The sequence below is a fragment of the Roseovarius sp. E0-M6 genome (assembly GCF_037083845.1).
Classification (GTDB): Bacteria; Pseudomonadota; Alphaproteobacteria; order Rhodobacterales; family Rhodobacteraceae; genus Roseovarius.
In genome coordinates this window covers 67,914-92,885 of the sequence record NZ_JBAPLA010000007.1, presented here as the reverse complement: position 1 = coordinate 92,885, position 24,972 = coordinate 67,914, and the positions used below count along the sequence as shown (strand labels likewise).

The window sequence follows — 24,972 nt, the reverse complement described above, 5'->3', positions numbered from 1 at the left end:
GCCAATGACGAACGGAACGCAGGACGTGGCCAAGGAACTGACCGCCGACGAGCTTTCGGCGATCGAGAAAAAATACGATGAGGGGGCCGCGACCCGCTCCGTGACACCCCACTTCGGGGCCTTCCTGCGCTATGTGGCGTTGACCTTCGCAGTCTATCACTATCTCACAGCCGGCTTTGCCCTGCCCGCCGATTTCTGGCATATGGGCTGGCACCTCTCGGGGCTCTTCATCCTGACATACGCGCTGTATCCGCTGGTCAAAACGCGCACTGCTTTCGATCTCAAAACTGGCGCCCTGCGGCTTGGCGGCGTGCCCTATCTCGATGTGATCCTGATGGTGCTGGGCGTGGCCTCGGCGCTTTATGTCGGGTTTGCATGGCGCGGGGTTCCGTGGCTCGGCATCGAAGAAATGACCTTCCGCATGGGCAATCCCAACGGATATGACCTTCTCTTTGGCTGTATCCTGATCATTCTGGTGCTCGATATCGCGCGCCGCACACTGGGCTGGATCCTGCCCGCGATCATCTGTCTGTTCATTTCCTATGCGCTCTTCGGTCAGTATTTCCCCGGCCTGCTTCAGCATCCGGGCGTAAAGTTCAACACGTTCGTGTCGTCCATGTACTTCCCTCAGGAAGGCATCTTCGGCGTCACGCTCTGGGTCGTCTCGACCATCGTCTTTCATTTCGTCCTCTTCGGCGTCATTGCCCAGCGCACAGGTCTGGGACAGCTTTTCATCGACAACGCCACGATCCTCGCTGGCCGCTACACCGGCGGCCCGGCCAAGGTCTCGGTCGTGTCCTCGGCCTTCTTTGGCACGATCTCGGGGTCGTCGGTGGCCAACACCGTCTCGACCGGAGCGCTGACCATCCCCAACATGAAACGTCTGGGATACCCCGGCCATTTCGCGGGCGGGGTCGAGGCCGCGGCCTCGGCGGGCGGTCAGATCACACCGCCGATCATGGGCGCCGCCGCCTTCATCATGGCCGAGTTTCTTGAACTGCCCTACACCACGATCGTCATCGCGGCGATCTTTCCGGCCCTGCTGCACTATGTCGGTGTCTTCACCGTTGTGCACCTGATGGCGCGTAGGCTTGACCTTCAGGGGCTCACCAAGGACGCGTTGCCCCGGCTGGGCGCGGTTTGGCGCGACGGCTGGGCCAATATCGTGCCCCTCGTCGGTCTGCTGGTTGTGCTTTTTTCTGGCTATACACCCTACATGTCCGCGTTCTGCGGCATATCCCTTGCCCTCATCGCAGGGATGAGCCGATGGAAGGAACCTCTCTCGCTTGTCTACATGGTGGCCTTCATCGGCTTCGTCATTTGGAAATACATGGGCGGCGGGTTTGACTTCACGATGTCCGCGATCCTTGTCGCCGCTTCACTGCTGGGCGCGCTCAACCCGCAAGAGCGTATCCGCCTGCCCGAGATGAGCGACACGTTCGAAACGGGTGTGAAATACGCGCTGGCCGTGGGGGCCGCTTCGGCCGCTGTGGGCATCGTCATCGGCGTGATCAACACCACCGGTGTCGGCTTTCGTATCGGCTTCATGGTCACACAGGCGGCGTCGAACCTTGGCACCGATCTTTCTTGGCTATTCACTTTCGGGAGTTACGAGCTTTTCTCGGTGCAAGACCTCACGCTTTTCCTCAGCCTCGTCTTCATCGCTCTGGCGTGTATCCTGATGGGGGCCGGCGTGCCGACCACGGCGCTCTACATCATGCTTGTCTCGGTCGCGCAGCCCGCTCTCGCACAGCTTGGCATCCCGCCCATCGCAAGCCACATGTTCGTGCTTTATTACGGCGTCGTGGCCGAGATCACACCACCGGTCTGCACGTCGGCCTATGCGGCGGCGGCGATCGCCAACTCGAACCCGTTCCGCACGGGCATATCGGCCTTCTCGCTGGGGCTGGGCAAGGTGGTGGCCCCGATGGCCTTCGTCTATGCCCCGGTGCTTCTTTTCGTGTCCGAGACAGGGTTCGACCTGTGGGAATTCTCCTATACGGCAGCAAGCTGTATCGCGGGGGTCTTTGCGCTGTCGACGGCGGTTGTCGGCTTCTGGTTCGCGCCCATGGGCGCCATCTTCCGCTGGCTCATGGCTCTGGCCGGGCTGGTCTTCATCGCGCCCTCACTCGAAGCCGATCTCGTGGCCCTGATCATTGCAGCGCCGGCCATCATCTCGCAGCTCATCGCCCGCAGCCGGCGATCCGCGGACCTGATCTGAGCCATGAGCGCGGAACCTGTCACCATCCTTGGCGCGGGAATCGTCGGCATCTGCACGGCCCTGTCACTGGTCGAACGCGGGGTGCCGGTGCGCCTCATGGATCGGGGCGAACCGGGTCAGGAAACCTCTTTCGGCAATGCCGGGGTCATCTCGCCCTGGTCGGTGATCCCGCAATCCATGCCGGGCCTGTTGCCACAGATACCCAAGCTCATGCTGGGCTATCATCGTCCTTTGGCGGTGCGGGCGCGTTTCTGGCCGCGCATGGTGCCATGGGGGCTGAGGTTTCTGCGCAACGGCTCTGAGGCGCGGGTGCGCGAGCTGTCGACTGCGATGTCGGTGCTTTGCGGCCCTTCGGTCGATCTTTTTCGCCGCCACCTCGAAGGCACCGGCCACGAAGCGCTTTTGCGCGACAGCAGCTATGTTCTTGCCTATCGCAAGGCGGACCGGGCATCGCTGTCATCGCTGGACGCGCGCATCCGGCAGGAAAAAGGCGCGCCTCTGGAACTTGTCGGAGATGACGAGCTTCATCGGATCGAGCCCGCACTTTCCCCCGACTTCAAGGCCGCGATCCTTGTCCACGGTCAGGCGCGCGCACTCAATCCCGGGCGCCTCGCCGAAGTGTTGGCCAACAAGGCCCGGCGCTTGGGTGTTGAGATCGTCACAACCGAAATCCGCGCGCTTACCCGGACCGCGACAGGCTGGACCATCACCTGCGCCGACCAAAGCTATACCGCGCCCCGGGTTGTTGTCTCCATGGGGGCGTGGTCGACCCGCCTGCTTGAACCGCTCGGGCTTCGCATCCCTCTCGTGGCTGAACGCGGCTATCACGCCCAGTTCGCGGACCCCGGCATCACGCTCAACAATTCCATCTCCGACACGGACGCGAAATTCGTGGCCAGCTCTATGGAAAATGGCGTGCGGGTCGCCGGACAGGCCGAATTCGGCGATATCGACGCCCCCGTCGACAAGCGTAAGCACGCGCGCCTCATGCGGATCGCAAAGGACGTGTTCCCGGATCTCGACACATCGCAGCCAAGCCTGTGGATGGGGCAGCGCCCGTCCTTCCCCGACAGCCTGCCGGTGCTGGGCGAAGTGCCCGACATGCCGGGCCTTCACGTGAATTTCGGGCATTCACACTATGGTTTGATGATGGCCCCCAAATCGGGCGAGTTGATCGCCGACATTCTGGAAGACCGCACACCGAACGCACCGCTGACCCCCTACGCCATTACACGATTCGCCTGAGCGCGCTCAAAGCGACGGAAAATCAGCTTCGCAAATCTTTGAAAATGGTGCGGTCGAGAAGACTCGAACTTCCACGGGTGTTACCCCACAGCGACCTCAACGCTGCGCGTCTACCAATTCCGCCACGACCGCACGTGATCCGGTAGATGGCGCGCTTATATGCAAACTTCCAAACCTTGTGAAGGGCAAAATCAAGCGGCCGGGCTTAGTAATCTTCAGCCTTTGCCAGCAGCAGGTTAATCTCCGTGAAGACCGTTATTTTACTGCCGGAATTCACCATGCGCATAGGCGCTCCATACGCTTTGAGTGCTGTTCTTTGTGTCCAGACCTCTGCGTTCTCCAGCATCTCCAGAATCGGACTGCCCGCGACCGGCGGCATGGGCCGTGCTGCGCGAGACGCCGGAAGAAGCCTGCGATTCGGCACGCGTTACGATGGCGCCCATGTCCGTGACGCATGGCGTCAAACCCCGCCAGACCGCGCGTCGGATGGCCCCTGTCGCCCCCGCATCGAGCCGCGGTCGAACAGCCTTCCGCCCTTCGCGCATCTGGGCTAAAGCGGGGTCATGGTTGAATGGATCATCACCCCCGGCCTCACGGATTATAACGAGGCCACGGCCTTCATGGAGGCGCGGGCCGAGGCCATTGCCCGCGGCGAGGCCCGCGAATGCATCTGGCTGGTCGAACACCCGCCCCTTTATACGGCGGGGACGTCGGCCCGCCCCGCTGACCTGACCGACCCCGACCGCTTTCCCGTCTACGAGAGCAAACGGGGCGGGCAATACACCTATCACGGCCCCGGTCAGAGGGTGGTCTATGTCATGCTCGACGTGGGCAGGCGCGGTCGCGACGTGCGCCGCTTTGTCGAGCAACTCGAAGCTTGGGTGATCGCCACGCTGGATGAATTCAACCTGCGCGGTGAGATAAGGCCGGGCCGGGTCGGCGTCTGGATCGCGCGCACCGACAAGCCGCTCGGCCCGAATGGGCAGCCGCCCGAGGACAAGATCGCCGCCATCGGCATCCGCCTTCGCAAATGGGTCAGCTTTCACGGCATTTCGATCAACGTCGAACCGAATCTTGACCATTTCACCGGCATCGTGCCTTGCGGTATCTCAGATCACGGGGTCACAAGCCTTGTGGACATGGGCCTTCCCGTCACCATGGGCGATGTGGACACGGCCCTGCGCCGAACCTTTGGCACGATCTTTGGCTGACCGCTGCGCGCAGCATCATCCGGCAATCTTGCATTCCCCCGGTCCAGCCTTTAGCAGGTCACCGACGACTGAATTCGAAGAGGCACACAGCCATGGACGACCTGCGCGACAAGTATCTCGGGCTTATCGCCGATGCCCCGGACGAAGCCACGCTTGAAACCCTGCGTGTGCAGGCCGTGGGCAAGAAGGGCGAAGTCAGCCTCGCCATGCGCGAACTGGGCCGCATGACGCCCGAGGAACGTCAGGTCGCCGGGCCCAAACTGAACGCCCTCAAGGACGAGATCAACTCGGCCCTCATGGCCAAGAAACAGGCGCTTGCGGATGCCGCGCTTGACGAACGGCTGCGCGCCGAATGGCTTGATGTGACATTGCCGTCGCGCCCCCGCCGCGTGGGCACGATCCACCCGATTTCACAAGTCACCGAAGAGGTGACGGCGATTTTTGCCGACATGGGCTTTACCGTGGCCGAAGGCCCGCAGATCGAGAGTGACTGGTATAATTTCGACGCGCTCAACATTCCCGGCCACCATCCCGCGCGGGCCGAAATGGACACGTTCTATACCCACCGCGCCGAGGGGGACGACCGCCCGCCGCATGTCCTGCGCACCCATACCTCCCCGGTGCAAATTCGCGCGATGCAGGATCAGGGCGCGCCGATCCGGGTGATTGCGCCGGGCCGTGTGTATCGCGCCGACTACGATCAGACCCACACGCCAATGTTCCATCAGGTCGAGGGGCTCGCCATCGACCGCGACATCTCGATGGCGAACCTGAAATGGGTGCTCGAGGAGTTCGTGAAATCCTTCTTCGAGGTGGACAATGTCGAGCTGCGCTTCCGCGCCTCGCATTTCCCGTTCACCGAACCCTCGGCCGAGGTCGATATCCGGTGTTCGTGGGAGGGCGGCACGCTCAAGGTAGGCGAGGGCGACGACTGGCTCGAAATCCTTGGCTCAGGCATGGTGCATCCGCATGTCCTGCGCTCGGGCAATGTCGACCCTGACGAATGGCAGGGCTTCGCCTTCGGCATGGGGATCGACCGGATCGCGATGCTGAAATACGGCATCCCCGACCTGCGCGCGTTCTTCGACAGCGATCTGCGCTGGCTCCGGCACTACGGCTTTAGCGCGCTCGACGTGCCGACGCTGCATGGCGGGTTGTCACGCTGAGTCGGTTTCACGAGGGGATTTCGACGGGCTCGTCACAGCCTAAAGCGTTTCGCGAACCGCTTTAGGGCAGACACATTCCGTTACTGTCCGCTTGCGCCTTGAGACAATTCGCCACCACACCGAAGATTAACTGGCAGCATTCATCCGCCTTGCAGATCGTGCCGCCACAATCGGGGCGCACCGGCACAGAGGCCTGTCCACAAGCCTGACAATCAAATCCGCCCTGAAACGGCAAGTATTTCGGATCGCACTCCATTTTCTCGGCCACGATCGATACGATCCATATGCCGAAACGTCCCTCGGCGCCGGGATCGCGGGCCTGTATCACCACATCCACCCAACCATCGCCCGTCTTGTGCCCCAACCGACCGGCGTAATGCATTTCGGCAATCTTGTTGCCGTTCTCATCGTCCTTCATCCATCCTTGGGTCAGCGGCGTGCCTTCTTCCGGCTGAGTCACGACCATCACCGGCTCAAAATTCCCCGAAAACTGCACGGCGATGAAATCCGTCTTGCCCACCCAGACGCGCTTGCGCACCTGCGGCGTGTCCTCGGTTATGCGCCCGCGCATCTCTTCGGTGCCCTTCTCTTTCAAACTCCCGATCGTTTCCCATGTCGAATGAACATCTGAGCGATAGTCGAAACAATCGGCCAACGCCTGTGTCCCAAGACCCAACATAAGCATTGCGCAAAAGCCCACGGCCCGCAGCGTGTTCATGTAACCCTCTCCCGAAATATGTTGTCTTGAATGCGGGCGATCATAGCACGAAAGCGCCGGTCCCCCAAATCGCAGCAACGGTCCGGGCGGCCGGTTCATAACGCACGCGGTTGCCAACCCGTCTTCCCTTCGGTTGCTTGGCGCCGAGGGTTCAGAATCAACGAGGTGACCAGATGAAGCTTTTTCGTGCGTCCAATCAGACCCAATCGGCCAAGTCGCGCCGGATTTACGCGGCCTTCGAGATCCTTGATACGATCATCGCCTTTCTCGCCGCGCTAAGCTTTCTGGTGGGGTCGGTTTTGTTCCTGTGGAAAGAATACGAGATCACGGCGGCGTGGTTTTTCATCATCGGGTCGCTGTTCTTCTGTCTCAAGCCCACGATGCGGCTTCTTCGCGAAATCCGGCTGGCCTCGCTCGGAGATGCCAAGGATCTGGCCGATAAAGCGTTTCGCGAAAAACCCGGATCACAGATTTTCGCGAAACGCAGCACGACAGTCAGGCGTTGCACGCGTTTCGCCTTTCGCTGATGCCTCAGGTTAAAGGCGAAACGCTTTAGGTTCGACATCTGACCCCCCTTATTCCGTCGACGGCAGGGGGTTTGCGAGCGGGGCATTAACAATCTCCCGTTCGCAAAGATACCGACGTGATACCGACACGGGTACCGACGCAATACCGACGTTGGGTCCGGGGCGTTAACCTTTGTGCCGAGTTGGCTTAGAAACGGTCCAGCAAGCGGCGCAGATAGTTTCTCTCGACCTCGGGGCGGTCTCCTTCGCCCGACCGGCGGCGGATCTCGTCAAGAAGCTCACGCGCCCGCCGATAGACGTCTTCGCCCTGCAACAGGTTCTCTTGTGTGCCGGCATGCCGCCCTTGGCCCGGCGCCCGTCCGAGCGGATCGGATTGCTGCCCGCCATCACGGCCTTGAGCCTGACCTTGGCCACCGGGAGGCTGGTTCTCGGCCAAGGCCTCGCCCAAGTTTCTCATGCCTTCGCGCAGGGCCTCCATGGCCTGTGATTGCTGATCGATGGCTTCGGACAAATCATTGTTTCGCAATGCATTTTCCGCACCCTCCATGGCGCGATCCGCCCGCTCCAACGCCTCGCGCGAGGCTTGACCCGCCTCGCTTCCGCCGCCGGGCAGGTTGCCGCGCTGACGCTCAAGTTCGCGCCGGAGCGCCTCTTGCCGTTCGGCCAGAGTGCCATCTCCCTGTCCTTCACCGGCTTGGGGCCGGCTGCCGTCGCCGCGCTCGGCACCACTGCCGCTTCCGCGACCGTTCTGGCCCTCATGGCTTTCGCCTCGGCCCTCACCGCCGCTATAGCCTTCGTTCTGGCCTGACTGTCCCGCATTGGCGCCGGGGTTGAACTGTTCCTGAAGGTCGCGAAACGCCTGATCCGAAAGGCCCTGCTGTTCTCTCAGCGTATCGGCCAGCCCTTCCATCGCCTGCTGCCCCTCCGAGCCGCCTTCGCCCTGCTGGCCTTCGGTGACTTGCAGGTTCTCCATAAGCTGCTGAAACTCCTCCAGAGCTTGCTGGGCTTCGGCCATACGCCCTTGCTCCATCAACTCCTGAATGCGGTCCATCATGTCCTGCAAATCCTGCTGGGTCAGCTCCATCTGGTTGCCGTCCCGCTGTGGCTGATCCGCGCCCTCACCCTGTTCGCGCTGCGCCTGCTGCATCTTCTGGCGCAGATAATCTTCGGTCGCCTCGCGCAACTCTTGCATGAGGCGGGCGACGTCTTCATCGCTCGCGCCTTTACGCATCGCTTCGCTCAGACGCTCCTGTGCCTGCCGCATCCGTTCGAGCGCGTCTCCGACGTCGCCATCCTCGATCAAAACAGCAAGATCCCACATCGCGCTGGCCAGACGCTCTTGGGTCTCGGTTGTCAACGCATCAAGCGTGAGCGCAGTTTCAAGCCTGCGCAGGATGAAACGAAGCCGCAGATAGGTCGAGCGTGGCCTGAATGTCGTGTCATCGGGACGATAGGACATAGCGCGCAAGACCTGTGCCACGCGCGGCGCGTTCTCGCGCGTCCAAAGCAGATCGCGCCGCATCTCGATGACCGCCGCGGCCAGCGGATCAAAGAATTGCCGCGCGGGCAAGCTCATTGATTTGTCGGGGCTTTTGCCGGTTTGCCCGACGTCGTCCTCTGCCTCGAGCGTCATGGTGACAGGCAGATGCGCCCAAGGGTGCTGTGACAGGTTCTCGACCAGAGTTTCGGTGAAATCGGCGCGATCCCCGGTGATCGGCAGCGGCAGATCAAGGATGATCGCATCACGTTCCTCAGGGGGCGCAGACAGACCATAGTCGCGGTCGACTGCGGCCAGATCGAGAGTGATGATGGCCTGCCCCCCGGTCACGCCATAGTCATCGCGCGCCGCAAAGGGTTGGCTCATGTTGCCTTCGGATGTAGTTGTCGCGCTTTCTTCGGCAAAGTCGATTTCGGGAGCGGTATCGGGTATGACCGTGACGTCCCACGCCACGTCATCCGGGCCGTTAACCCGTAATTCACCACTTTGCGCGAGGGTAAAGCTCTGTTCAGGATCACTTGCCGCACCCACATCTTCGGTGCGGCCGGAAACGGTCTCCGAAAGGCTTAGCGCGCCTATCTCGCCGTAAAAACGCAATGTGATCCGGCTTCCTTCCGGGGCTTTGAATGCGCCATCCTGATCGGCGAGGTAAAGACTGGGCAAGCCGGTATAGGCCGGAGGTTCGATCCATCCTTCCCATGTGGGCCCCTGAGCGAGCGCCGTGTCGCCCGGTGCGATGTCACCGACAGTTCCAACGCGCCACACCGAACCGAAGATAACCGCGATCATCAACGCCAGCAGTGCAATATACCGCACACCATAGGGATCTTGGCGCGACAGTTTGAGATCGGGTTCCACGGCCCGGCTTTCGGCGGCGCGCGCGGCCATACGCTCCTGATGGAGCCGCCAGAGCGCTTCGGATGCGGCATCGCCGCGTCCCACCGCCTGCGCATCGGTCAGCGCCGCCAGAGGGCGACCCGGCATCACGGCATCCATCCGCATCAAGGCATCAGCTCTGCGCGGCCACCTAAAGGCGCGCGCGCCCAGCACGGCAAAGACCAAGAACACCAATGTGATAAGGATGAGCGCGCCCCACACCACCTCGACCGGCGCGGTTTCGTGCAGGCCCAGCATGAGCGCACCGATGCCGAGCGCGAGAACGCTCCACGCGGGCCAGAAGGCCCGCGAGACCCGTTCGGCCAACATGCCCGTCCATGTCAAAGCGAGTGGACGGCGCAGTTGGCGAAGCAATGGGCGAGGCAGGTCCGTGCGTGCGGTCATGAATCCTCAGGGGCCGTGGCGTGACACGACCACCGCATCACAACCATTCAGGGATGGTATCGCGTTTTATCATCTCGTCAAAGGTCGGGCGGGCCCGAATGACGGCGAATTGATGCTCATGGACCAGAACCTCGGGCACCAGGGGCCGCGTGTTGTATTCGCTCGACATCACCGCGCCATAAGCTCCGGCACTGCGGAAGGCCACCAGATCGCCTTCGATCAGGGGGGGCATCATACGGGCCTTGGCGAAGGTGTCGCCGCTCTCGCAGACCGGGCCGACGATGTCGTAGGCGCGCTGATCAATGCCCGCTGCGGGCTCGGCCAGCGGCACGATATCGTGCCACGCGTCATACATCGCCGGGCGGATCAGATCGTTCATAGCGGCGTCTAGGATCAGGAAATCGCGCCCCTCGCCCGCCTTCACATAGATCACACGACTGACCAGAAGCCCCGCGTTTCCGGCCACCAGCCGGCCCGGTTCTATCTCGATCTCACAGCCCAGATGGCCAAGCGTTTCCTTGATAAGCTGACCGTATTCGACCGGCAGGGGGGGCGCACTGTTGGCCCGTTCGTAAGGAATGCCAAGACCCCCGCCCAGATCGAGCCTGTGAATGTCGTGGCCATCTTCGCGCAGCGCCTCGGTCAATTCGGCCACTTTTTCATAAGCCAGCCGGTAGGGCTCAAGCTCGGTGATCTGGCTTCCGATATGCACGTCGATCCCGACAACTTCGAGACCGGGCATGCCAGCCGCCAATGCGTAAACATCGCGCGCACGCGAAATCGGAATACCGAACTTGTTCTCGGATTTACCGGTGGCGATCTTGGCATGGGTTTTCGCGTCCACATCCGGGTTCACCCGGACCGTGATGGGCGCGCGCAGGCCAAGGCCCTGTGCCACCTCGTCAAGCGCGGCCATCTCGGCCTCGCTTTCGACATTGAACTGTCGGATGCCGCCCTCAAGTGCCATGCGCATCTCGTCACGGGTCTTGCCCACACCGGAAAAGACGATGCGATCCCCCGGAACACCCGCGGCCTTGGCGCGGGTATATTCACCGCCCGAAACAACATCCATCCCAGCTCCAAGCTCGGCCAATGTTTTTATGATGGCCTGATTGCTCGCGGCTTTCATCGCATAGCAGACGAGATGCTCCATCCCGTCGAGCGCCTCATCAAAGAGCCGGAAGTGCCGGGTCAAGGTCGCGGTGGAATAGACATAGAACGGTGTGCCCACTTCGGCCGCGATCTCGGCCAGCGGCACGTCCTCAGCGTGCAAGCGTCCGTCACGATAGAGAAAATGGTCCATCCTCACCCCCGAAGCACAACGGTCCGCGCCCGCCCTGCCTTCACCTGAATTTCTGGTGACCGCGCTTAACGCCCGCGCAGCCTCAGGTAAAGGTAAAGCGGCGATCCGCAACTCACGCCAATATAGAACGTAGCTGAAAACGCCAGTCCGAGGAGACGCGATTTCAAAGGCCGATTCCAACGCCGAAGGTAAAGGGGCCGGTTGTGGTTCTGACGCTTGTGCCACCACTGACCCCGCTGTCGCCGACACCCACGTTGGTTTCTACCGTGGTGCGCGGCGACACAGGTTCGCGGGGATAGGTTGGATCCCCATCCGCACCGCAGGCCGTCAGGAAACCCGCCACCAAGATCAAAGGCAATGCTTTCATGCCAGTTTCTCCTTCCATCGGGCCACCTGTTCGCGCACGCGCTCGGGTGCGGTGCCGCCATAACTGGTGCGCGATGCCACGGAATTATGCACCCCTAACACATCGAAGATATCATCGGTGATGTCGGAATGCACCGATTGCATGTCTTCGAGGCTTAGATCCGGCAGATCGACGCCACGCCCCTCGGCCATAGCAACAAGGCTGCCGGTCACGTGATGCGCCTCGCGGAAGGGCATGTCCAACACCCGCACAAGCCAATCGGCAAGGTCGGTCGCGGTGGAAAACCCGCTTCCCGCCGCCGCTTCGAGCGCATCGCGGTTGGCGGTCATGTCGCGCACCATCCCGTCCATCGCCGCAAGCGCCAGCATGAGATGATCAGCCGCATCGAAAACCTGCTCCTTGTCTTCCTGCATATCCTTGGAATATGCGAGTGGCAGGCCTTTCATCACCGTCATCAGGGCCACGTTGGCCCCAAAAATGCGGCCGATCTTGGCCCGGATAAGCTCGGCCGCGTCAGGGTTTTTCTTCTGCGGCATGATGCTTGACCCGGTCGAAAAGCGGTCGCTTAGGGCAACAAAGCGGAACTGTGCGCTGGACCAGATGACAAGTTCTTCGGCAAGGCGACTCAGATGCATGGCACAAATGCTGGCGACACTCAGGAATTCCAGCGCGAAATCCCGGTCACTGACCGCATCGAGCGAGTTGGCGCACGGCCTGTCGAAGCCCAGCTCCTTGGCCGTCATGTCACGGTCGAGCGGAAAGGAAGTACCGGCCAGCGCGGCGGTGCCGAGGGGACATTCGTTCATGCGCCCCCGTGCGTCCCTCACGCGCGAAAGATCGCGGCCGAACATTTCGACATAAGCCATCATGTGATGACCCCATGTGACCGGCTGTGCGGTCTGAAGGTGGGTAAAGCCCGGCATCACCCAATCCGCGCCCGCCTCAGCCTGAGCAAGAAAGCCCTGACAAAGCCGGGTCAGCGCGCTCTCGGCGGCGTCAAGTTGATCGCGAACCCAGAGGCGGAAATCGGTGGCAACCTGATCATTGCGCGACCGCCCGGTGTGCAGGCGCCCCGCGGGCGCGCCGATGATCTCTTTCAGCCGCTGCTCGACATTCATATGGATATCTTCAAGCGCGGTCGAAAACTCGAAGCGGCCTTCTTCGATCTCTGACAAGACCGTGAGCAGCCCTTCCCGCATCGCCTCGGCGTCGCTATCTGATACGATACCGGTTGCGCCCAGCATCGCGGCGTGCGCCCGGCTGCCGCGGATATCCTGTTCGGCCATCCGCTTGTCAAACCCGATGGAGGCGTTAATAGCTTCCATGATCGCATCCGGGCCGTCGGCAAAACGGCCGCCCCACATCTGGTTCGAGGTCTTCTTCGTCATCGTCCGGCCCTTTATTGCAGAAGGAATGATCGTCCCATGTCACGCTCCACCCTCGTCTATATCGCTGTTGGTCTCTGTGCAATTGCAGCAGCGGGTTTCCTCGCGCTGCGCGGTGGTTCGGACCCGCAGGCAGACAGCGGCGCGCCGATGGCCCATGATCCGGCAGAACTTCAGGCGATGCTTGACGGCTCGATGAAGAAGTTGCGGTTTCACAGCGCGCCCAAGCCAGTCCCCGCTACGGCGTTTCAGACCAAGGACGGACAGGAGATCACGCTGAAGGCTTATGAAGGCAAGCACGTGCTGGTGAATTTCTGGGCCACGTGGTGCGCGCCTTGCCGCAAGGAAATGCCGATGCTTGCCGGGCTGCAATCCGACCTTGGCGGTGAGGCGTTCGAGGTTGTCACCATTGCCACCGGCCGCAACCCGCCACCGGCGATGGTCGCGTTTTTCGATGAGATTGGCGTAGATAACCTGCCGCTTCACCGTGACCCGAAACAGGCGCTTGCCCGCGAGATGGGTGTGGCAGGCCTTCCGGTGACCGTTCTGCTTGACCCCGAGGGCCGCGAGATCGCGCGCATGCTGGGGGACGCGGAATGGGACAGCGAAAGCGCCAACGCAGCGTTGCGCGCGTTGATCGACAATCCGGCCTGACGGTTAACGGTTCCAAGGGCCCGGTTAGCACGCCGGGCGGCCCTCAGGCGCTTGCGACATGCCTCAATGATTGGTAAGGAAACATAACCAATGTGAGGCCGCCATGCCCGTCATAACCCATATCGACGATCTTAAACGCATCTACCGCCGCCGTGTGCCGAAGATGTTTTTTGATTACACAGAATCCGGAAGCTGGACCGAGCAGACCTTTCGCGCCAACAGCACGGATTTCTCCGATATATTACTACGGCAGCGCGTCGCGGTGGACATGTCAGAACGGTCCACCGCCACCCAGATGATCGGACAGGACGTGTCCATGCCTGTCGCCCTCGCGCCTGTCGGGCTGACCGGAATGCAGGCGGCCGACGGGGAGATCAAGGCAGCACGCGCGGCGGAAAATTTCGGCGTGCCCTTCACGCTCTCCACCATGTCGATCTGTTCGATCGAGGACGTGGCCGAGCACACGACCAAACCCTTCTGGTTTCAAGTTTACACGCTCAAGGACGACGATTTTATGCAACGTCTCTTTGATCGGGCGAAGGCGGCCAAGTGTTCGGCCGCCGTGATCACCGTAGACCTGCAAGTGTTGGGGCAACGCCACAAGGATCTCAAGAACGGGCTGAGCGCCCCGCCCAAACTGACGGCGAAATCCGTGGCCAACATGATGACCAAGGCGCATTGGGGTCTTGGCATGCTTGGCACGAAGCGGCGCTTCTTCGGCAATATTGTAGGGCACGCCTCGGGGGTGACCGACCCGTCCTCACTTTCGTCATGGACGGCCGAAGCGTTTGATGAATCCCTTGATTGGGATCGCATCCGACAGTTTCGCCGCATGTGGGACGGCCCGCTGATCATCAAGGGAATCATCGACGAACGCGATGCGCGCGAAGCGTTGAATGTCGGCGCCGATGCGATCATCGTCTCCAACCATGGCGGTCGGCAGCTTGACGGTGCGCTCAGCTCGATCCGCGCCCTGCCGCGCATACTGGACGCGGTGGGCGACAAGATCGAAGTGCATTTCGACAGCGGTATCCGTTCGGGGCAGGATGTGCTCAAGGCTGTCGCACTGGGCGCCAAGGGCACGTATATCGGACGGGCTTTCGTCTATGGGTTGGGGGCGATGGGAGAAGCGGGCGTCACCAAGGCGCTTGAGGTGATCCACAAGGAACTTGATGTTTCCATGGCGTTTTGCGGACATCGGGACATCACGACCGTGGACCGCGACATCCTGATGGTGCCCAAGGGCTTTTCGGACGGATGGCACGAGCCAAACCTATGAGGCAGGACATTTCGCATGGGCGCGGACCGGTCTTTGGCGGATAACACCGCAATCCCGTGCTTTCGCGACATTCAAAACAGGGCACCGACAGCGTTCGGGTTTGACTTTCCCTCTTTCCATTCTCGCTAAAATCTCATAAAGGCACGGCTTCACGCGGGGCTACAGCCTTGGAGGAGCCCCGCCTTTGCATATGGAGAGATAAAATGGCTGGATCAATTCCTGATCTTCACGCCCAGGAACGCACGGGGACGGGCAAGGGCGCCGCTCGTGCTGCACGCCGCGAAGGCATGGTTCCGGGAATCGTTTTCGGTGGTGACGTGGACCCGCTGCCGATCAACATTCAGTACAACACGTTGATCAAAAGGCTCAAGGCCGGTCGCTTCAAGTCGACCCTGTTCAACCTCAAGGTTGATGGCCATGACGATGTGCGCGTGATCTGCCGCGATGTGCAGCGCGACGTGGTCAAAGACCTTCCAACACATCTTGACCTGATGCGACTACGCCGCACGACCAAGATCAACCTGTTCATCGGTGTGGACTTCCAGAACGAGGAAGAGTGTGAGGCCCTGCGCAAGGGCGGCGTTCTCAACGTGGTGCGCAACGAAGTCGAACTGATCGTGACTGCGGGTGACATCCCCGAATCGATCACCGTCGACCTGAGCACGCTTGAGAATATCGGCGATACGATCACCATTTCGCAGGTGACGCTTCCCGATGGCAGCCGCCCCACGATCACCGACCGTGACTTCGTGATCTGCAACGTCTCCGCTCCGTCGAGCCTGGCGTCGCAGGAAGCCGAGGAAGACGAGGTTGACGCCGATGACGTCGAGGTCATCAATCAGGACGCCGACATCGAAACCGATGCCGATGGCCAGCCCGCCGAAGGCAGCAACAGCTAAGCAGGTCTGACGCAGACAGATTGAACGCGGTCCCGCCGGGGCCGCGTTTTTCGTTGCGCGGCGCGAGGTTGATTCCGGCCTCCCTGCGGCTTAGACCGAAGCCAGAGAAACCTGAGGGCTGTCGGATGCTGATCTTTGCTGGTTTGGGAAATCCCGGTGCGAAATATGCCCAGAACCGGCACAATATCGGGTTCATGGCGGTCGATCGGATCGCATCCGATCACGGGTTTGGACCATGGAAATCGCGCTTTCAGGGGCAGGTGAGCGAGGGGCGTCTTGGGTCTGAAAAAGTGCTGCTTATCAAACCCGAGACATTCATGAACCTCTCCGGTCAGTCCGTGGGCGAGGCGATGCGCTTTTACAAGCTAGCGCCCGAAGACATAACGGTTTTTCACGACGAACTTGATCTTGTGCCCGGCAAGGTGCGGGTAAAACAGGGGGGCGGGCACGCGGGGCATAACGGCCTACGCTCGCTCCATCAGCATCTCGGCCCCGAGTATCAACGTGTGCGCCTTGGCATCGGACATCCGGGACGCAAGGAACTTGTGGCGCAATATGTTCTGCATGATTTCGCACGTGGTGATCAGGATTGGCTCGACGATCTGCTACGCGGCATCGCCGACGGCGCCCCGCATCTGGCCGAGGGTGCATCGGACAGGTTTCTGAACGCGGTTGCACAACGGGTGGCCCCGCCCCGCCCTTCGACGGGTAAGAAACCCACGCCAGAGACAGGCACCGAGGCAGAGAAACCCGCCGGCCCCGCAGCCCCCGAAGAGGATGAGCGTAGCCCGTTACAGAAACTCGTGGATAAGTTTCGCTGAAGCGTTTCGCCTTTGGCTGATGTCTCGGGTTAAAGGTGGAACGCTTGAGGCCCGCGACGCCGCGTCAACCTTGTCGTGGCGCGTAACCGGTGCTTTGCTGGACCTCAGAGGGAGTGCGGGTATGCGGGTTTTTATGAAATGGCTGTCTCGAATCCTGATCGTTCTGGGGCTCGCGATTATCGCTGTCGGCATCTGGAAGCGCGAGGAGATTGGCCGCCTGCTTGCCGTCAATTCGCTGTTTTCCGAAGACAAAATCGTCGAAAACTTCTCTTCCATGAACACGATGTTCCTGACCCGCGATGTACCGCGCGGGAGCAGTGACGCCTCACACCTTCCAATGGGTCCAGAGGCAGAGCTTCCATCCCAAACGACAGCCTGGATTCGGGACCGGTCCGTGACATCTCTGCTCGTGCTGCACGAAGGGCGGATCGTTCACGAAAGCTATCACCTTGAGACTGAACCGGGCGACAAGCGGATTTCCTGGTCCGTTGCGAAAAGTTTTCTTTCGGCGCTCGTGGGGATACTGATCGAGGAGGGCGCCATCGCGTCGCTGGATGATCCGGTAACCGAATACGCGCCGGAGTTGCGCGGCAGTGCTTATGACGGCACGCGCCTGAGAGACGTCCTGAACATGGCGAGCGGAGTAACTTTCGACGAGGACTATCTCGATTTCAATTCCGACATCAATCGCATGGGCCGTGTGCTTGCTCTGGGTGGGACGATGGATGGATTTGCCGCCGGTCTGACCGAGACTTTCGCGGAGCCCGGCCAGACCTGGCAATATGTCTCGATCGACACGCATGTCATCGGCATGGTCGTGCGCGGCGCCACCGGTCAGGATGTGCCACAGCTCTTGTCAGAAAAGGTTATCGCGCCACTGGGGCTCGAGGCTACGCCCTATTACATCACCGATGGTGTCGGGGTGGCATTCGTTCTGGGCGGACTGAACCTGACCACGCGAGACTATGCGCGTTTTGGCCTCATGTACGAACAAGAGGGACGATTTGACGGTGAACAGATCGTGCCCGCCGACTGGGTGCGCGCATCGACAGAAGCCACGGCCCCAACGGAGGACGGCGCCATCGGCTATGGCTATCAATGGTGGATACCCGCAGGATCGAAACCCTGACAATTCATGGCACGGGGTATCTATGGGCAGTACATCTATGTCGATCAGACCCGCGACGTGGTGATCGTGACCACCGCCGCCGACCGTGATTTTCGCGCGCCGGGCATTGCTCAGCAGAATGTCGACATGTTCCGGAATATCGCTGCATCACTCTGACCCTTGCGGCACAGCCTCAGCGGGTTATCCTCATGAGCAAGGAGAGTGTCATGTTTGCAAAAGATCCCGCTGTCAATGTGTTGGATGCGCCGCTTCTTCCGTGTTCGGAAAACGACCCGGTCACCGGATTTTTCCGTGACGGCCACTGCAATACCTGTGACGAGGATCAGGGCAGTCATACGGTATGCGCGGTCATGACGGCCGAGTTTCTGGCCTATTCCAAATATGTCGGGAACGACCTGAGCACACCACGGCCCGAATTCAATTTCGCCGGCTTGCAGCCCGGCGATAGCTGGTGCCTCTGTGCCGCGCGGTTTCTACAGGCACATGACGAAGGCTGCGCGCCGAAGGTGTATCTGGATGCCACGCACAAGCGCGCACTCGAGATCGTTCCACTGCATGTCCTCAAGACGCACGCCCACGAATAGCGGCGTGTTCAGCCCGAGCCGAATAGCCCCGTAAGCGCACGTTTCACAAGGCCGGAAACCGACGGGCGTTTGATCCGGGCAAAGGGCATAGGGCGGCACACCTCCATCGCGGCCACGCCGACACGCGCGGTCAGTGCGCCATTTACCACCCCCTCGCCAAAGCGGCGCGAAACCTTGGACAGGACGCCACCACCGGCAACCGAACTGATCAGGTCGTCGCCGATGGCCACTGCCCCGGTGGCCACGAGATGTGTCATCACGGCCCGCGTAAGGCGCCAGCTTCCGAGTGTGCCAGAACGGCCGCCGTAAATCTCGGCCACGCGGCGGATCATGCGCAGGTTCGAGGTGAGCGCCGCCACCACATCCGCGAGCGCCAAGGGAACGACCGCCGTGACCGTGGCCACCTGACGGGCGGCGGCCTCGATTTCAACTCGGGCGGCGGCGTCGAGGGGTGTCATCAGTTCGGCCTCGGCCAGCCCGAGAAGCGCCTCGGCATCGAACTGATCACCCTGACGTTCGGCAAGACGTTCCCGGCTCCAGCGCATATCCTCGCGATGCGCATAGAGCGCGTCGATCCGGCCCACCACGTCGCGTGCCGCTTTGAGGTCGGCATCGATTAGCGCGGCCTCGGCCATATGGTGCAAGCGGTCCATGCGTCTAAGGCGGGAAAACGCGGCCATCTCGCGCAGTGCGATGACCAGAAGCACCACAAGCAGCGCACCGATGAGACCCGTTACAGCATACCCCAGAAGCGGTGAGCGCTCTAACAGCGCCGTGGCGAAATCCCAAGCCGCAACCGAGAGCGCAACCCCCAGAATACTCAGCAAAAGCCCCCAGAACAGTTGCCCCAGCCTTGACGGCTTGCGCGCGGCGATGGTCGCCACCGTCTGCATCGCGCGCCCTTGCGGTTCGGGTTGCTCGGGTTCGGGCACCGGGGGCGCGCTGGCCGGATCGGGGGATGCCTTTGCGCTGTCCGCATCGACATCGAAGAGGACAGGGCCACGAGCGGCAGGGCGATCATCGGTCACAGGCGGTCCCCCAACAGAAATTGCGCCGCCCGATCGAGCCGGATGTGTGGCGGCCCCTCCCCCGGTCGCAGGCTGAGCGGGGCGGGGGCGAATTTCATGATCTCATAGTCAGCATCAAGCCAAGTCGTTGCCCCCGATTGCGCGGCACCAAGAAGCGATTGCGGGTTCTCGGGCAACTCACCAGGATAGAAGGCCGCCTGTCGCCCACTGTCCAGCAATTTACCGCGCACGCAATCGAGCGGCTGCCCCTTGTGCTCGCGCGTTTCCTCGACGGTGGCCCTAAGAGCGGCGATGGCCATGCCCCCCGTCTCGGCCCCGGCGAAATCCGCCCGGTTGCGGGCTTCACGTGTCAGTGCCTCGATGATCTCGGTCAGGCGGGCATGCTGCGTGTGATGCAAGTGGTCGGCCTTGGTCGCAGCAAACAGGACTTTCTCGACCCGCCGTCCCACAAAGAGACGAGACAGGAAAGCGTTTGTGCCGGGCCGAAAAGCCCCGAGAACGTCCGTCATGGTGGATTGCAGATCTGCCACCGCAGGCGGCCCTGCATGAATGGCGCTCAGTGCATCGACCAAAACGATCTGCCGGTCGATCCTTGAGAAGTGATCGCGAAAGAAAGGCGTCACAATCTCACGTTTATAGGCGTTGTAGCGCCGCTCCATTTCCCGCCACAGACTACCGCGTGCGGGGCGTTCAAGCGGCGGCAATGGCGCGAAGGTCAGCGCGGGGGAGCCTTCCTTTTCCCCCGGCAGAAGGAACCGCCCCGGGGTAAGGCCCGACAGACCCGCCGCGCGCCCGGCGTGTAGGGTGTCCGTATAGGACGCCGCGAGCGACTTGATCTGTGGCTCTGTCCATGTCGCATCCGCCTCGGCTGAGCCGGCCTTGTCGACAAAATCCGCCGCATCCTCACGCTTGCGAAGCGCGGTGAGGACGGTTTCGGACCATTGCGCATAGCCTTTGTCCATCAGCGACAGATCAAGCAGCCATTCGCCCGGATAATCCCCGATGTCTATGTGAACGGTGCGTGGCCCGGTGAAGCCCGAAAGCAAACCCGATGGGCGAACTCGAAGCGACAGGCGCAGCTCGGAAATGGCACGTGTGCTGTCCGGCCAGTGCGGCTTGGGCGCGGTGAGGGCCGCGAGATGGGTCTCATAGTCGAAACGGGGCACCGCATCGTTTGGCTGCGGCTGAAGAAAGGCCGCCGAAATGCGCCCCTCGCTGGCGGCAAGAAGGCCCGGCATCCGCCCCCGGTCCATCAGGTTGGCCACCAATGATGTGATGAACACCGTCTTGCCCGCGCGCGAGAGGCCGGTCACCCCCAAGCGAATCACGGGCTCAAACAGCGACTCGGACACGGTGTCGCCGAAGGTCTCGAACCCACGGGTAAGGTTGTCTGCCAGCGTGGTGATGACCAAACCACCTGCCCCCTTTTGCTTGTCGGCCTCGGTGTGAGGCATTTCGCGAAATGCCGGCACCCGAACCCCTCTCAAACCGATTTAGCGGTCTGCGGCCCTGCATTCCAGTGCAGACCGTCTTTGACGAAGGTTCTTGGCCCTTGTCGTGATTTCGGCTAATCGCCCTTCATGCCCAGATATGCTCTGAAAGTCGAATACCATGGCGCGCCCTTTTCGGGATGGCAGCGGCAAAAGGCGCAGCCATCGGTTCAGGGCGCCATCGAGACAGCACTCTCGCGGCTTGAGCCCGGACCGCACAGCATCGCCGCCGCAGGCCGGACCGACACCGGCGTGCATGCGCTTGCCCAAGTGGCGCATTGCGATCTAACTCGTGACTGGAGCCCATTTCGCCTTTCGGAAGCGCTCAACCATCATCTCAAGCCCGACCCTGTGGCGATCGTTGCCTGTGCGCATGTCGCCGATGACTGGCATGCCCGGTTTTCCGCCCTTGAGAGACGATATATGTTCCGCCTTCTCATGCGGCGTGCCCCGGAAACCCATGAGCGCGGTCTGGTGTGGCGCGTGCCCCGTCAGCTTGACCTCGAAGCGATGCGCGAAGGCGCCGCGCATCTGATTGGAACGCATGACTTCACGACATTCCGCTCCACGATCTGTCAGGCGGCCAGCCCGGTGAAAACACTCGATATGCTGGAGATCACGGCGCATGAGACCCACGCCGGACCGGAGCTTCGTTTTGCTCTGCGCGCGCGGTCGTTTCTGCACAATCAAGTGCGAAGCTTTGTAGGAACGCTCGAGCGCGTGGGGGCCGGAAGTTCGCGCCCCGATGATGTGAAAGCCGCGCTTGAGGCGCGGAACCGTGCGGCCTGTGGCCCTGTCTGTCCACCGCAGGGACTTTATCTTGCCGGGGTGACCTATCCTGTGGATCCGTTTGCGGGGTCTTGAAAATGAAAGGGGGCCGTTGGTTCGGCCCCTCAATCATTCCTGCCACGTGGTCCGGTAGGATTTCTGGCTGCTGCTCGTTATCGCTCGCCCGTCATTTTGCCGGAAGCACAAGTGTCAGGCCCGCACGAATATTGTTCGGCGAACTGATCTTGTCCTTGTTGGCATCGAAAATCTCAGTTTGCATCGCCGTCGACCCATAGAACCGATAGGCGATTGAAGCCAATGTGTCCCCGGCCTCGACTTCGTAGTCACGACCCGGACCGGGGCCCGCGCTTTGCGGTCCCAGCACCGAAAGAAGCGCGGTGGTATCCACCCTGCCATCCACGGTGATCAGGTTGCGGGGCACATCCACCGTGCCCGCGCTTGCGGCATGGTTGACCAACGCGTCGATGTAATCCTCGGACTGTCCCTGATTCAAAGCGCGGATGACCATGAGTTCCAACTCGGGCTTTTCGCCCTGTGACGATACGACCTTGGCATTGCCCTGGTTGATCGCCGCGTTTCCGAGGCTGGCGATGATGCCGTCGGCCCGGTTTTCGGTCCGACCGGGCTCCGCCGGCTGATCCGAAAGGCCGTCCATCAGACCAAACCCGAGCGCGTCGTCGTCATTGACTGTCTCAGGTTCTATGGTGGCACGATCCAGCGATTTATTGGCGGTGACCGCCAAGTCCACACCCGCATCTGCCCGTGTCACGTCCATCTCGCCTTCAGGCATCAAAGGTGCGCGAGGATCAGGGCCGGGTTGCACAACGAGAAGGACAATTGTGACACTGAAAAACGCGGCGGTGATCAATACGATACGTATCATTCCTGACCCCGCGCTTTTGCGCTGGAGTCGCGTGATGGGTCACGCGAAAGCAGATAAGCCTGCGGCTGAAATGAGACCCGTGTCACGGTCCCGCTGTCCCCCAATGTCGTTGCGCCCTTATCGCCTTACGGCAGCGGCGCTGTGACTGCTCAGTCCAGATATAGGCGAATCACTGCGAATCGGTCAACATAAAGTGATTCGTTTTCCGGGCTGATCTGGCTTTTTTCGCGAATCGGCAGGAAATCAGCCGTTTTCGCGCAAGATCGCTCCTGCCAGATACAACGATCCACAGATCAGGATGCGCGCATCGGGTGTTTTCTCTGCGATCCGTGCGATCGCATCCTGCGCCGAAGCGGCCGTATCGGCCGAAAGCGCCACGGCTTGTGCGGCGGCGGCGGTCACCTCGGCGGGCAGGGTATTCGCCTCACCGGGAATTGATATCGCGGTCAGGTGCCTTGCCTGCGCGGCAAGCGGACGAAGATAGCCGGTCACATCCTTGGTGTTGAGCATACCGCAAACGAGATAGGTGGGACGCGCGGGCAAACCGCCCAGATGGCGGCCCAAAGCCTCGCCCGCGGCGGCGTTGTGACCACCGTCGAGCCAGATTTCCGCCTTGGGTGCGGCATCGACCAAGGGGCCATGCGCAAGGCGCTGCATGCGCGCAGGCCAGCTTGCGCGCGAAACGGCGGCCTCCTGCGCGGCGTGATCGAAGCCAAGATGGCGCAAGGCCGCGAGCGCCGCGCCCGCGTTCTCGATCTGATGGGCGCCGGGAAGGTTGGGCAGGGGGAGATCGGCAAGCCCGGTCTCGTCCTGAAAGACGAGCCTGCCCCGCTCTTCGCTGACGTGCCAGTGCTGAGAATGGGCGATAAGGGGCGCAGTCAGCCGCGCGGCGCGATCTTCGATCACCGCCATCGCCTCATCCTGTTGGCGGCCCACCACACAAGGCACGTTACGCTTGATGATGCCCGCTTTCTCGCCCGCGATCTTGGCCAGCGTATCGCCAAGGAACTGCTCATGGTCCACCGAAATGGGCGTGATCACCGTCAGAGTCGGCTGATCAATGACATTTGTCGCGTCGAGCCGCCCGCCCAGCCCCACCTCAAGAAGGGTGAATTCAGCAGGAGTTCGGGCCATGGCCAGAATTGCGGCGCAGGTCGTGATTTCGAAATAGGTGATGCTTTGGCCACCATTGGCCGCGTAGCATTCATCGAGAACCGCAGTGAGATCGTCCTCGGAAATCAACGCCCCGGCCAGCCGGATACGTTCATGAAAGCGCGCGAGATGCGGTGAGGTATAGGCATGCACCCGCTGACCCGCCGCTTCGAGGCCGGCGCGGATCATGGCCTGTGTCGACCCCTTGCCGTTGGTGCCCGCCAGATGGATGACCGGAGGCAGATCGTTTTGAGGATTGCCCAGCGCATCAAGAAGGCGCCAAACCCGGTCAAGCGTAAGGTCGATGATTTTGGGGTGTAGTGACATCATCCGGTCAAGAATGACGTCCGAGGTATCCGCGTTCATTTCTGCGATTGCTTGGCGGGTTCTTCTTCCGCCTTCTCCGCCTCGACGGGGAGTTTCGCGTCCTCGTCACCTGTCTCCGCTTCGGGCGCAGGTAGATCGCCCTTGACCGCAGGCGGCAGACCCAGAAGCATTCGGGTGATTGTGATCAACTCGTCCCGCATCTCGGTGCGCGGGGTCACTCGGTCAAGCATGCCGTGGTCCAGAAGATACTCGGCGCGCTGAAACCCTTCGGGGAGCTTTTCGCGAATGGTCTGTTCGATCACACGTGGCCCGGCGAAACAGATCAGCGCATTCGGTTCGGCGATATGAACATCGCCCAGCATGGCATATGATGCCGTGACACCGCCCGTCGTAGGATGAGTCAGCACAACGATATAAGGTAGCCCGACTTCGCGCAGCATTTGCACCGCGACCGTGGTGCGGGGCATCTGCATCAGGCTGAGGATGCCCTCTTGCATGCGCGCGCCGCCGGCGGCGGAAAACAGGACGAGCGGGCGCTTGAGCTTTACCGCTTCCTGCGCGGCGGCGATGATCGCGTTGCCGACATACATCCCCATCGAGCCGCCCATGAACGAGAAGTCCTGCGCCGCGGCCACAATCGGGGTGCGACCGATTTCACCTGTGGCGACCAGCATTGCTTCCTTCTCGCCTGTGGCTCTTTGCGCGGCTTTCATGCGGTCCGGGTATTTTTTTTGATCCCGAAAATGCAGGGGATCTGTGGTTGGTTGCGGCACTTCGACCTCGGCGAAAACGCCGCCATCGAAGAGCCCCTGAAACCGTGCGCGCGGCGTGATCTGCATATGATGACCACAGCTTGTGCAGACTTGTAGATTGTCCGTCAGTTCACGATGGAAAAGCATCGTGCCGCACCCTTCGCATTTGGACCACAGGTTTTCCGGCATCTCGCGGCGCGAGAAGATCGAATTGATGCGCGGGCGCACATAGTTTGTGATCCAGTTCATCGGGGCACTGTTCC

At 61.4% G+C, this 24,972-nt stretch carries 22 protein-coding genes, 1 tRNA gene and 1 pseudogene; 12 read left to right on the top strand and 12 right to left on the bottom strand.

Going from position 1 to position 24,972, the window contains the following annotated elements; all coding sequences use genetic code 11:
• Positions 1-4: 4 nt before the first annotated feature.
• Together V8359_RS15780 and V8359_RS15775 are read left to right on the top strand one after the other, a co-directional pair.
• Positions 5-2,221: a TRAP transporter permease gene (locus tag V8359_RS15780; protein ID WP_336430026.1), complete on the top strand. Its 2,217-nt coding sequence runs from the start codon at positions 5-7 to the stop codon at positions 2,219-2,221.
• Between the two features lie 3 nt (positions 2,222-2,224).
• A complete protein-coding gene (locus V8359_RS15775) occupies positions 2,225-3,466 on the top strand; it encodes an NAD(P)/FAD-dependent oxidoreductase (RefSeq protein ID WP_336430025.1) in 1,242 nt (413 codons plus the stop codon).
• Between the two features lie 45 nt (positions 3,467-3,511).
• Here the strand turns inward: V8359_RS15775 and V8359_RS15770 are convergent.
• A tRNA-Leu gene (locus tag V8359_RS15770) sits at positions 3,512-3,598 on the bottom strand.
• A gap of 431 nt (positions 3,599-4,029) precedes the next feature.
• On the opposite strand from V8359_RS15770, the gene lipB reads away from it, so the two are divergent.
• Both lipB and pheS read left to right on the top strand, forming a co-directional pair.
• Positions 4,030-4,677 carry a lipoyl(octanoyl) transferase LipB gene (gene lipB, locus V8359_RS15765; protein ID WP_336430024.1) on the top strand — a complete coding sequence of 216 codons (648 nt, stop codon included), beginning with the start codon at positions 4,030-4,032 and terminating at the stop codon, positions 4,675-4,677.
• Between the two features lie 92 nt (positions 4,678-4,769).
• Positions 4,770-5,843 carry a phenylalanine--tRNA ligase subunit alpha gene (gene pheS / locus V8359_RS15760; RefSeq protein ID WP_336430023.1) on the top strand — a complete coding sequence of 358 codons (1,074 nt, stop codon included), beginning with the start codon at positions 4,770-4,772 and terminating at the stop codon, positions 5,841-5,843.
• A 61-nt stretch (positions 5,844-5,904) separates the two neighbouring features.
• Here the strand turns inward: pheS and V8359_RS15755 are convergent, their stop codons facing one another.
• Positions 5,905-6,561 (bottom strand): hypothetical protein, encoded by a 657-nt coding sequence (locus tag V8359_RS15755; protein ID WP_336430022.1) that lies wholly within the window; start codon positions 6,559-6,561, stop codon positions 5,905-5,907.
• A 173-nt stretch (positions 6,562-6,734) separates the two neighbouring features.
• Between V8359_RS15755 and V8359_RS15750 the strand changes: the two genes are divergently transcribed.
• Positions 6,735-7,088: a YrhK family protein gene (locus V8359_RS15750; RefSeq protein WP_336430021.1), complete on the top strand. Its 354-nt coding sequence runs from the start codon at positions 6,735-6,737 to the stop codon at positions 7,086-7,088.
• A gap of 187 nt (positions 7,089-7,275) precedes the next feature.
• Here V8359_RS15750 and V8359_RS15745 read toward each other — a convergent pair whose 3' ends face one another.
• The 5 genes from V8359_RS15745 to argH all read right to left on the bottom strand — a co-directional run bounded on the left by V8359_RS15745 (position 7,276) and on the right by argH (position 12,925).
• Positions 7,276-9,867: a TIGR02302 family protein gene (locus tag V8359_RS15745; RefSeq protein WP_336430020.1), complete on the bottom strand. Its 2,592-nt coding sequence runs from the start codon at positions 9,865-9,867 to the stop codon at positions 7,276-7,278.
• A 37-nt stretch (positions 9,868-9,904) separates the two neighbouring features.
• Positions 9,905-11,170 carry a diaminopimelate decarboxylase gene (lysA, locus tag V8359_RS15740; RefSeq protein ID WP_336430019.1) on the bottom strand — a complete coding sequence of 422 codons (1,266 nt, stop codon included), beginning with the start codon at positions 11,168-11,170 and terminating at the stop codon, positions 9,905-9,907.
• Positions 11,171-11,235: 65 nt separating this feature from the next.
• On the bottom strand, positions 11,236-11,337 hold the full coding sequence (locus tag V8359_RS15735; RefSeq protein ID WP_336430018.1) for a DUF2834 domain-containing protein: 102 nt from the start codon (positions 11,335-11,337) through the stop codon (positions 11,236-11,238).
• The gene (locus tag V8359_RS15730; protein ID WP_336430017.1) at positions 11,334-11,537 is read right to left on the bottom strand and encodes a hypothetical protein; all 204 of its coding nucleotides are present in this window, start codon (positions 11,535-11,537) and stop codon (positions 11,334-11,336) included. Before V8359_RS15730 ends, V8359_RS15735 begins: the two co-directional genes overlap by 4 nt.
• The gene (gene argH, locus V8359_RS15725; protein ID WP_336430016.1) at positions 11,534-12,925 is read right to left on the bottom strand and encodes an argininosuccinate lyase; all 1,392 of its coding nucleotides are present in this window, start codon (positions 12,923-12,925) and stop codon (positions 11,534-11,536) included. The genes V8359_RS15730 and argH overlap by 4 nt, the downstream gene beginning before the upstream one ends.
• Before the next feature lie 147 nt (positions 12,926-13,072).
• Between argH and V8359_RS15720 the strand changes: the two genes are divergently transcribed.
• From V8359_RS15720 to V8359_RS15695, 6 genes and pseudogenes are all read left to right on the top strand, one after another.
• A complete protein-coding gene (locus V8359_RS15720) occupies positions 13,073-13,576 on the top strand; it encodes a TlpA family protein disulfide reductase (RefSeq protein ID WP_336430163.1) in 504 nt (167 codons plus the stop codon).
• Between the two features lie 103 nt (positions 13,577-13,679).
• Complete coding sequence (locus V8359_RS15715; protein ID WP_336430015.1) at positions 13,680-14,855, top strand: alpha-hydroxy acid oxidase; 1,176 nt, start codon at positions 13,680-13,682, stop codon at positions 14,853-14,855.
• 203 nt (positions 14,856-15,058) lie between these two features.
• Positions 15,059-15,754 carry a 50S ribosomal protein L25/general stress protein Ctc gene (locus V8359_RS15710; RefSeq protein ID WP_336430014.1) on the top strand — a complete coding sequence of 232 codons (696 nt, stop codon included), beginning with the start codon at positions 15,059-15,061 and terminating at the stop codon, positions 15,752-15,754.
• Between the two features lie 125 nt (positions 15,755-15,879).
• Positions 15,880-16,575, top strand: coding sequence for an aminoacyl-tRNA hydrolase (gene pth / locus V8359_RS15705; protein WP_336430013.1), 696 nt, complete (start codon positions 15,880-15,882; stop codon positions 16,573-16,575).
• A 121-nt stretch (positions 16,576-16,696) separates the two neighbouring features.
• Positions 16,697-17,860 (top strand): annotated as a pseudogene (locus V8359_RS15700) (serine hydrolase domain-containing protein).
• 50 nt (positions 17,861-17,910) lie between these two features.
• The gene (locus V8359_RS15695) at positions 17,911-18,288 is read left to right on the top strand and encodes a DUF2237 family protein (RefSeq protein ID WP_336430012.1); all 378 of its coding nucleotides are present in this window, start codon (positions 17,911-17,913) and stop codon (positions 18,286-18,288) included.
• An 8-nt stretch (positions 18,289-18,296) separates the two neighbouring features.
• Here the strand turns inward: V8359_RS15695 and V8359_RS15690 are convergent, their stop codons facing one another.
• Positions 18,297-19,316 carry a YcjF family protein gene (locus V8359_RS15690; RefSeq protein ID WP_336430011.1) on the bottom strand — a complete coding sequence of 340 codons (1,020 nt, stop codon included), beginning with the start codon at positions 19,314-19,316 and terminating at the stop codon, positions 18,297-18,299.
• Complete coding sequence (locus tag V8359_RS15685) at positions 19,313-20,728, bottom strand: YcjX family protein (RefSeq protein ID WP_336430162.1); 1,416 nt, start codon at positions 20,726-20,728, stop codon at positions 19,313-19,315. Before V8359_RS15685 ends, V8359_RS15690 begins: the two co-directional genes overlap by 4 nt.
• Positions 20,729-20,896: 168 nt before the next feature.
• On the opposite strand from V8359_RS15685, the gene truA reads away from it, so the two are divergent.
• The gene (gene truA / locus V8359_RS15680) at positions 20,897-21,670 is read left to right on the top strand and encodes a tRNA pseudouridine(38-40) synthase TruA (protein ID WP_336430010.1); all 774 of its coding nucleotides are present in this window, start codon (positions 20,897-20,899) and stop codon (positions 21,668-21,670) included.
• Positions 21,671-21,761: 91 nt separating this feature from the next.
• Here the strand turns inward: truA and V8359_RS15675 are convergent, their stop codons facing one another.
• From V8359_RS15675 to accD, 3 genes are all read right to left on the bottom strand, one after another.
• On the bottom strand, positions 21,762-22,478 hold the full coding sequence (locus tag V8359_RS15675; protein WP_336430009.1) for a LysM peptidoglycan-binding domain-containing protein: 717 nt from the start codon (positions 22,476-22,478) through the stop codon (positions 21,762-21,764).
• A 243-nt stretch (positions 22,479-22,721) separates the two neighbouring features.
• The gene (locus V8359_RS15670) at positions 22,722-23,996 is read right to left on the bottom strand and encodes a bifunctional folylpolyglutamate synthase/dihydrofolate synthase (protein ID WP_336430008.1); all 1,275 of its coding nucleotides are present in this window, start codon (positions 23,994-23,996) and stop codon (positions 22,722-22,724) included.
• Positions 23,993-24,958, bottom strand: a complete 966-nt coding sequence (accD, locus tag V8359_RS15665) for an acetyl-CoA carboxylase, carboxyltransferase subunit beta (protein WP_336430007.1) — start codon at positions 24,956-24,958, stop codon at positions 23,993-23,995. The genes V8359_RS15670 and accD overlap by 4 nt, the downstream gene beginning before the upstream one ends.
• Positions 24,959-24,972 lie beyond the last annotated feature (14 nt).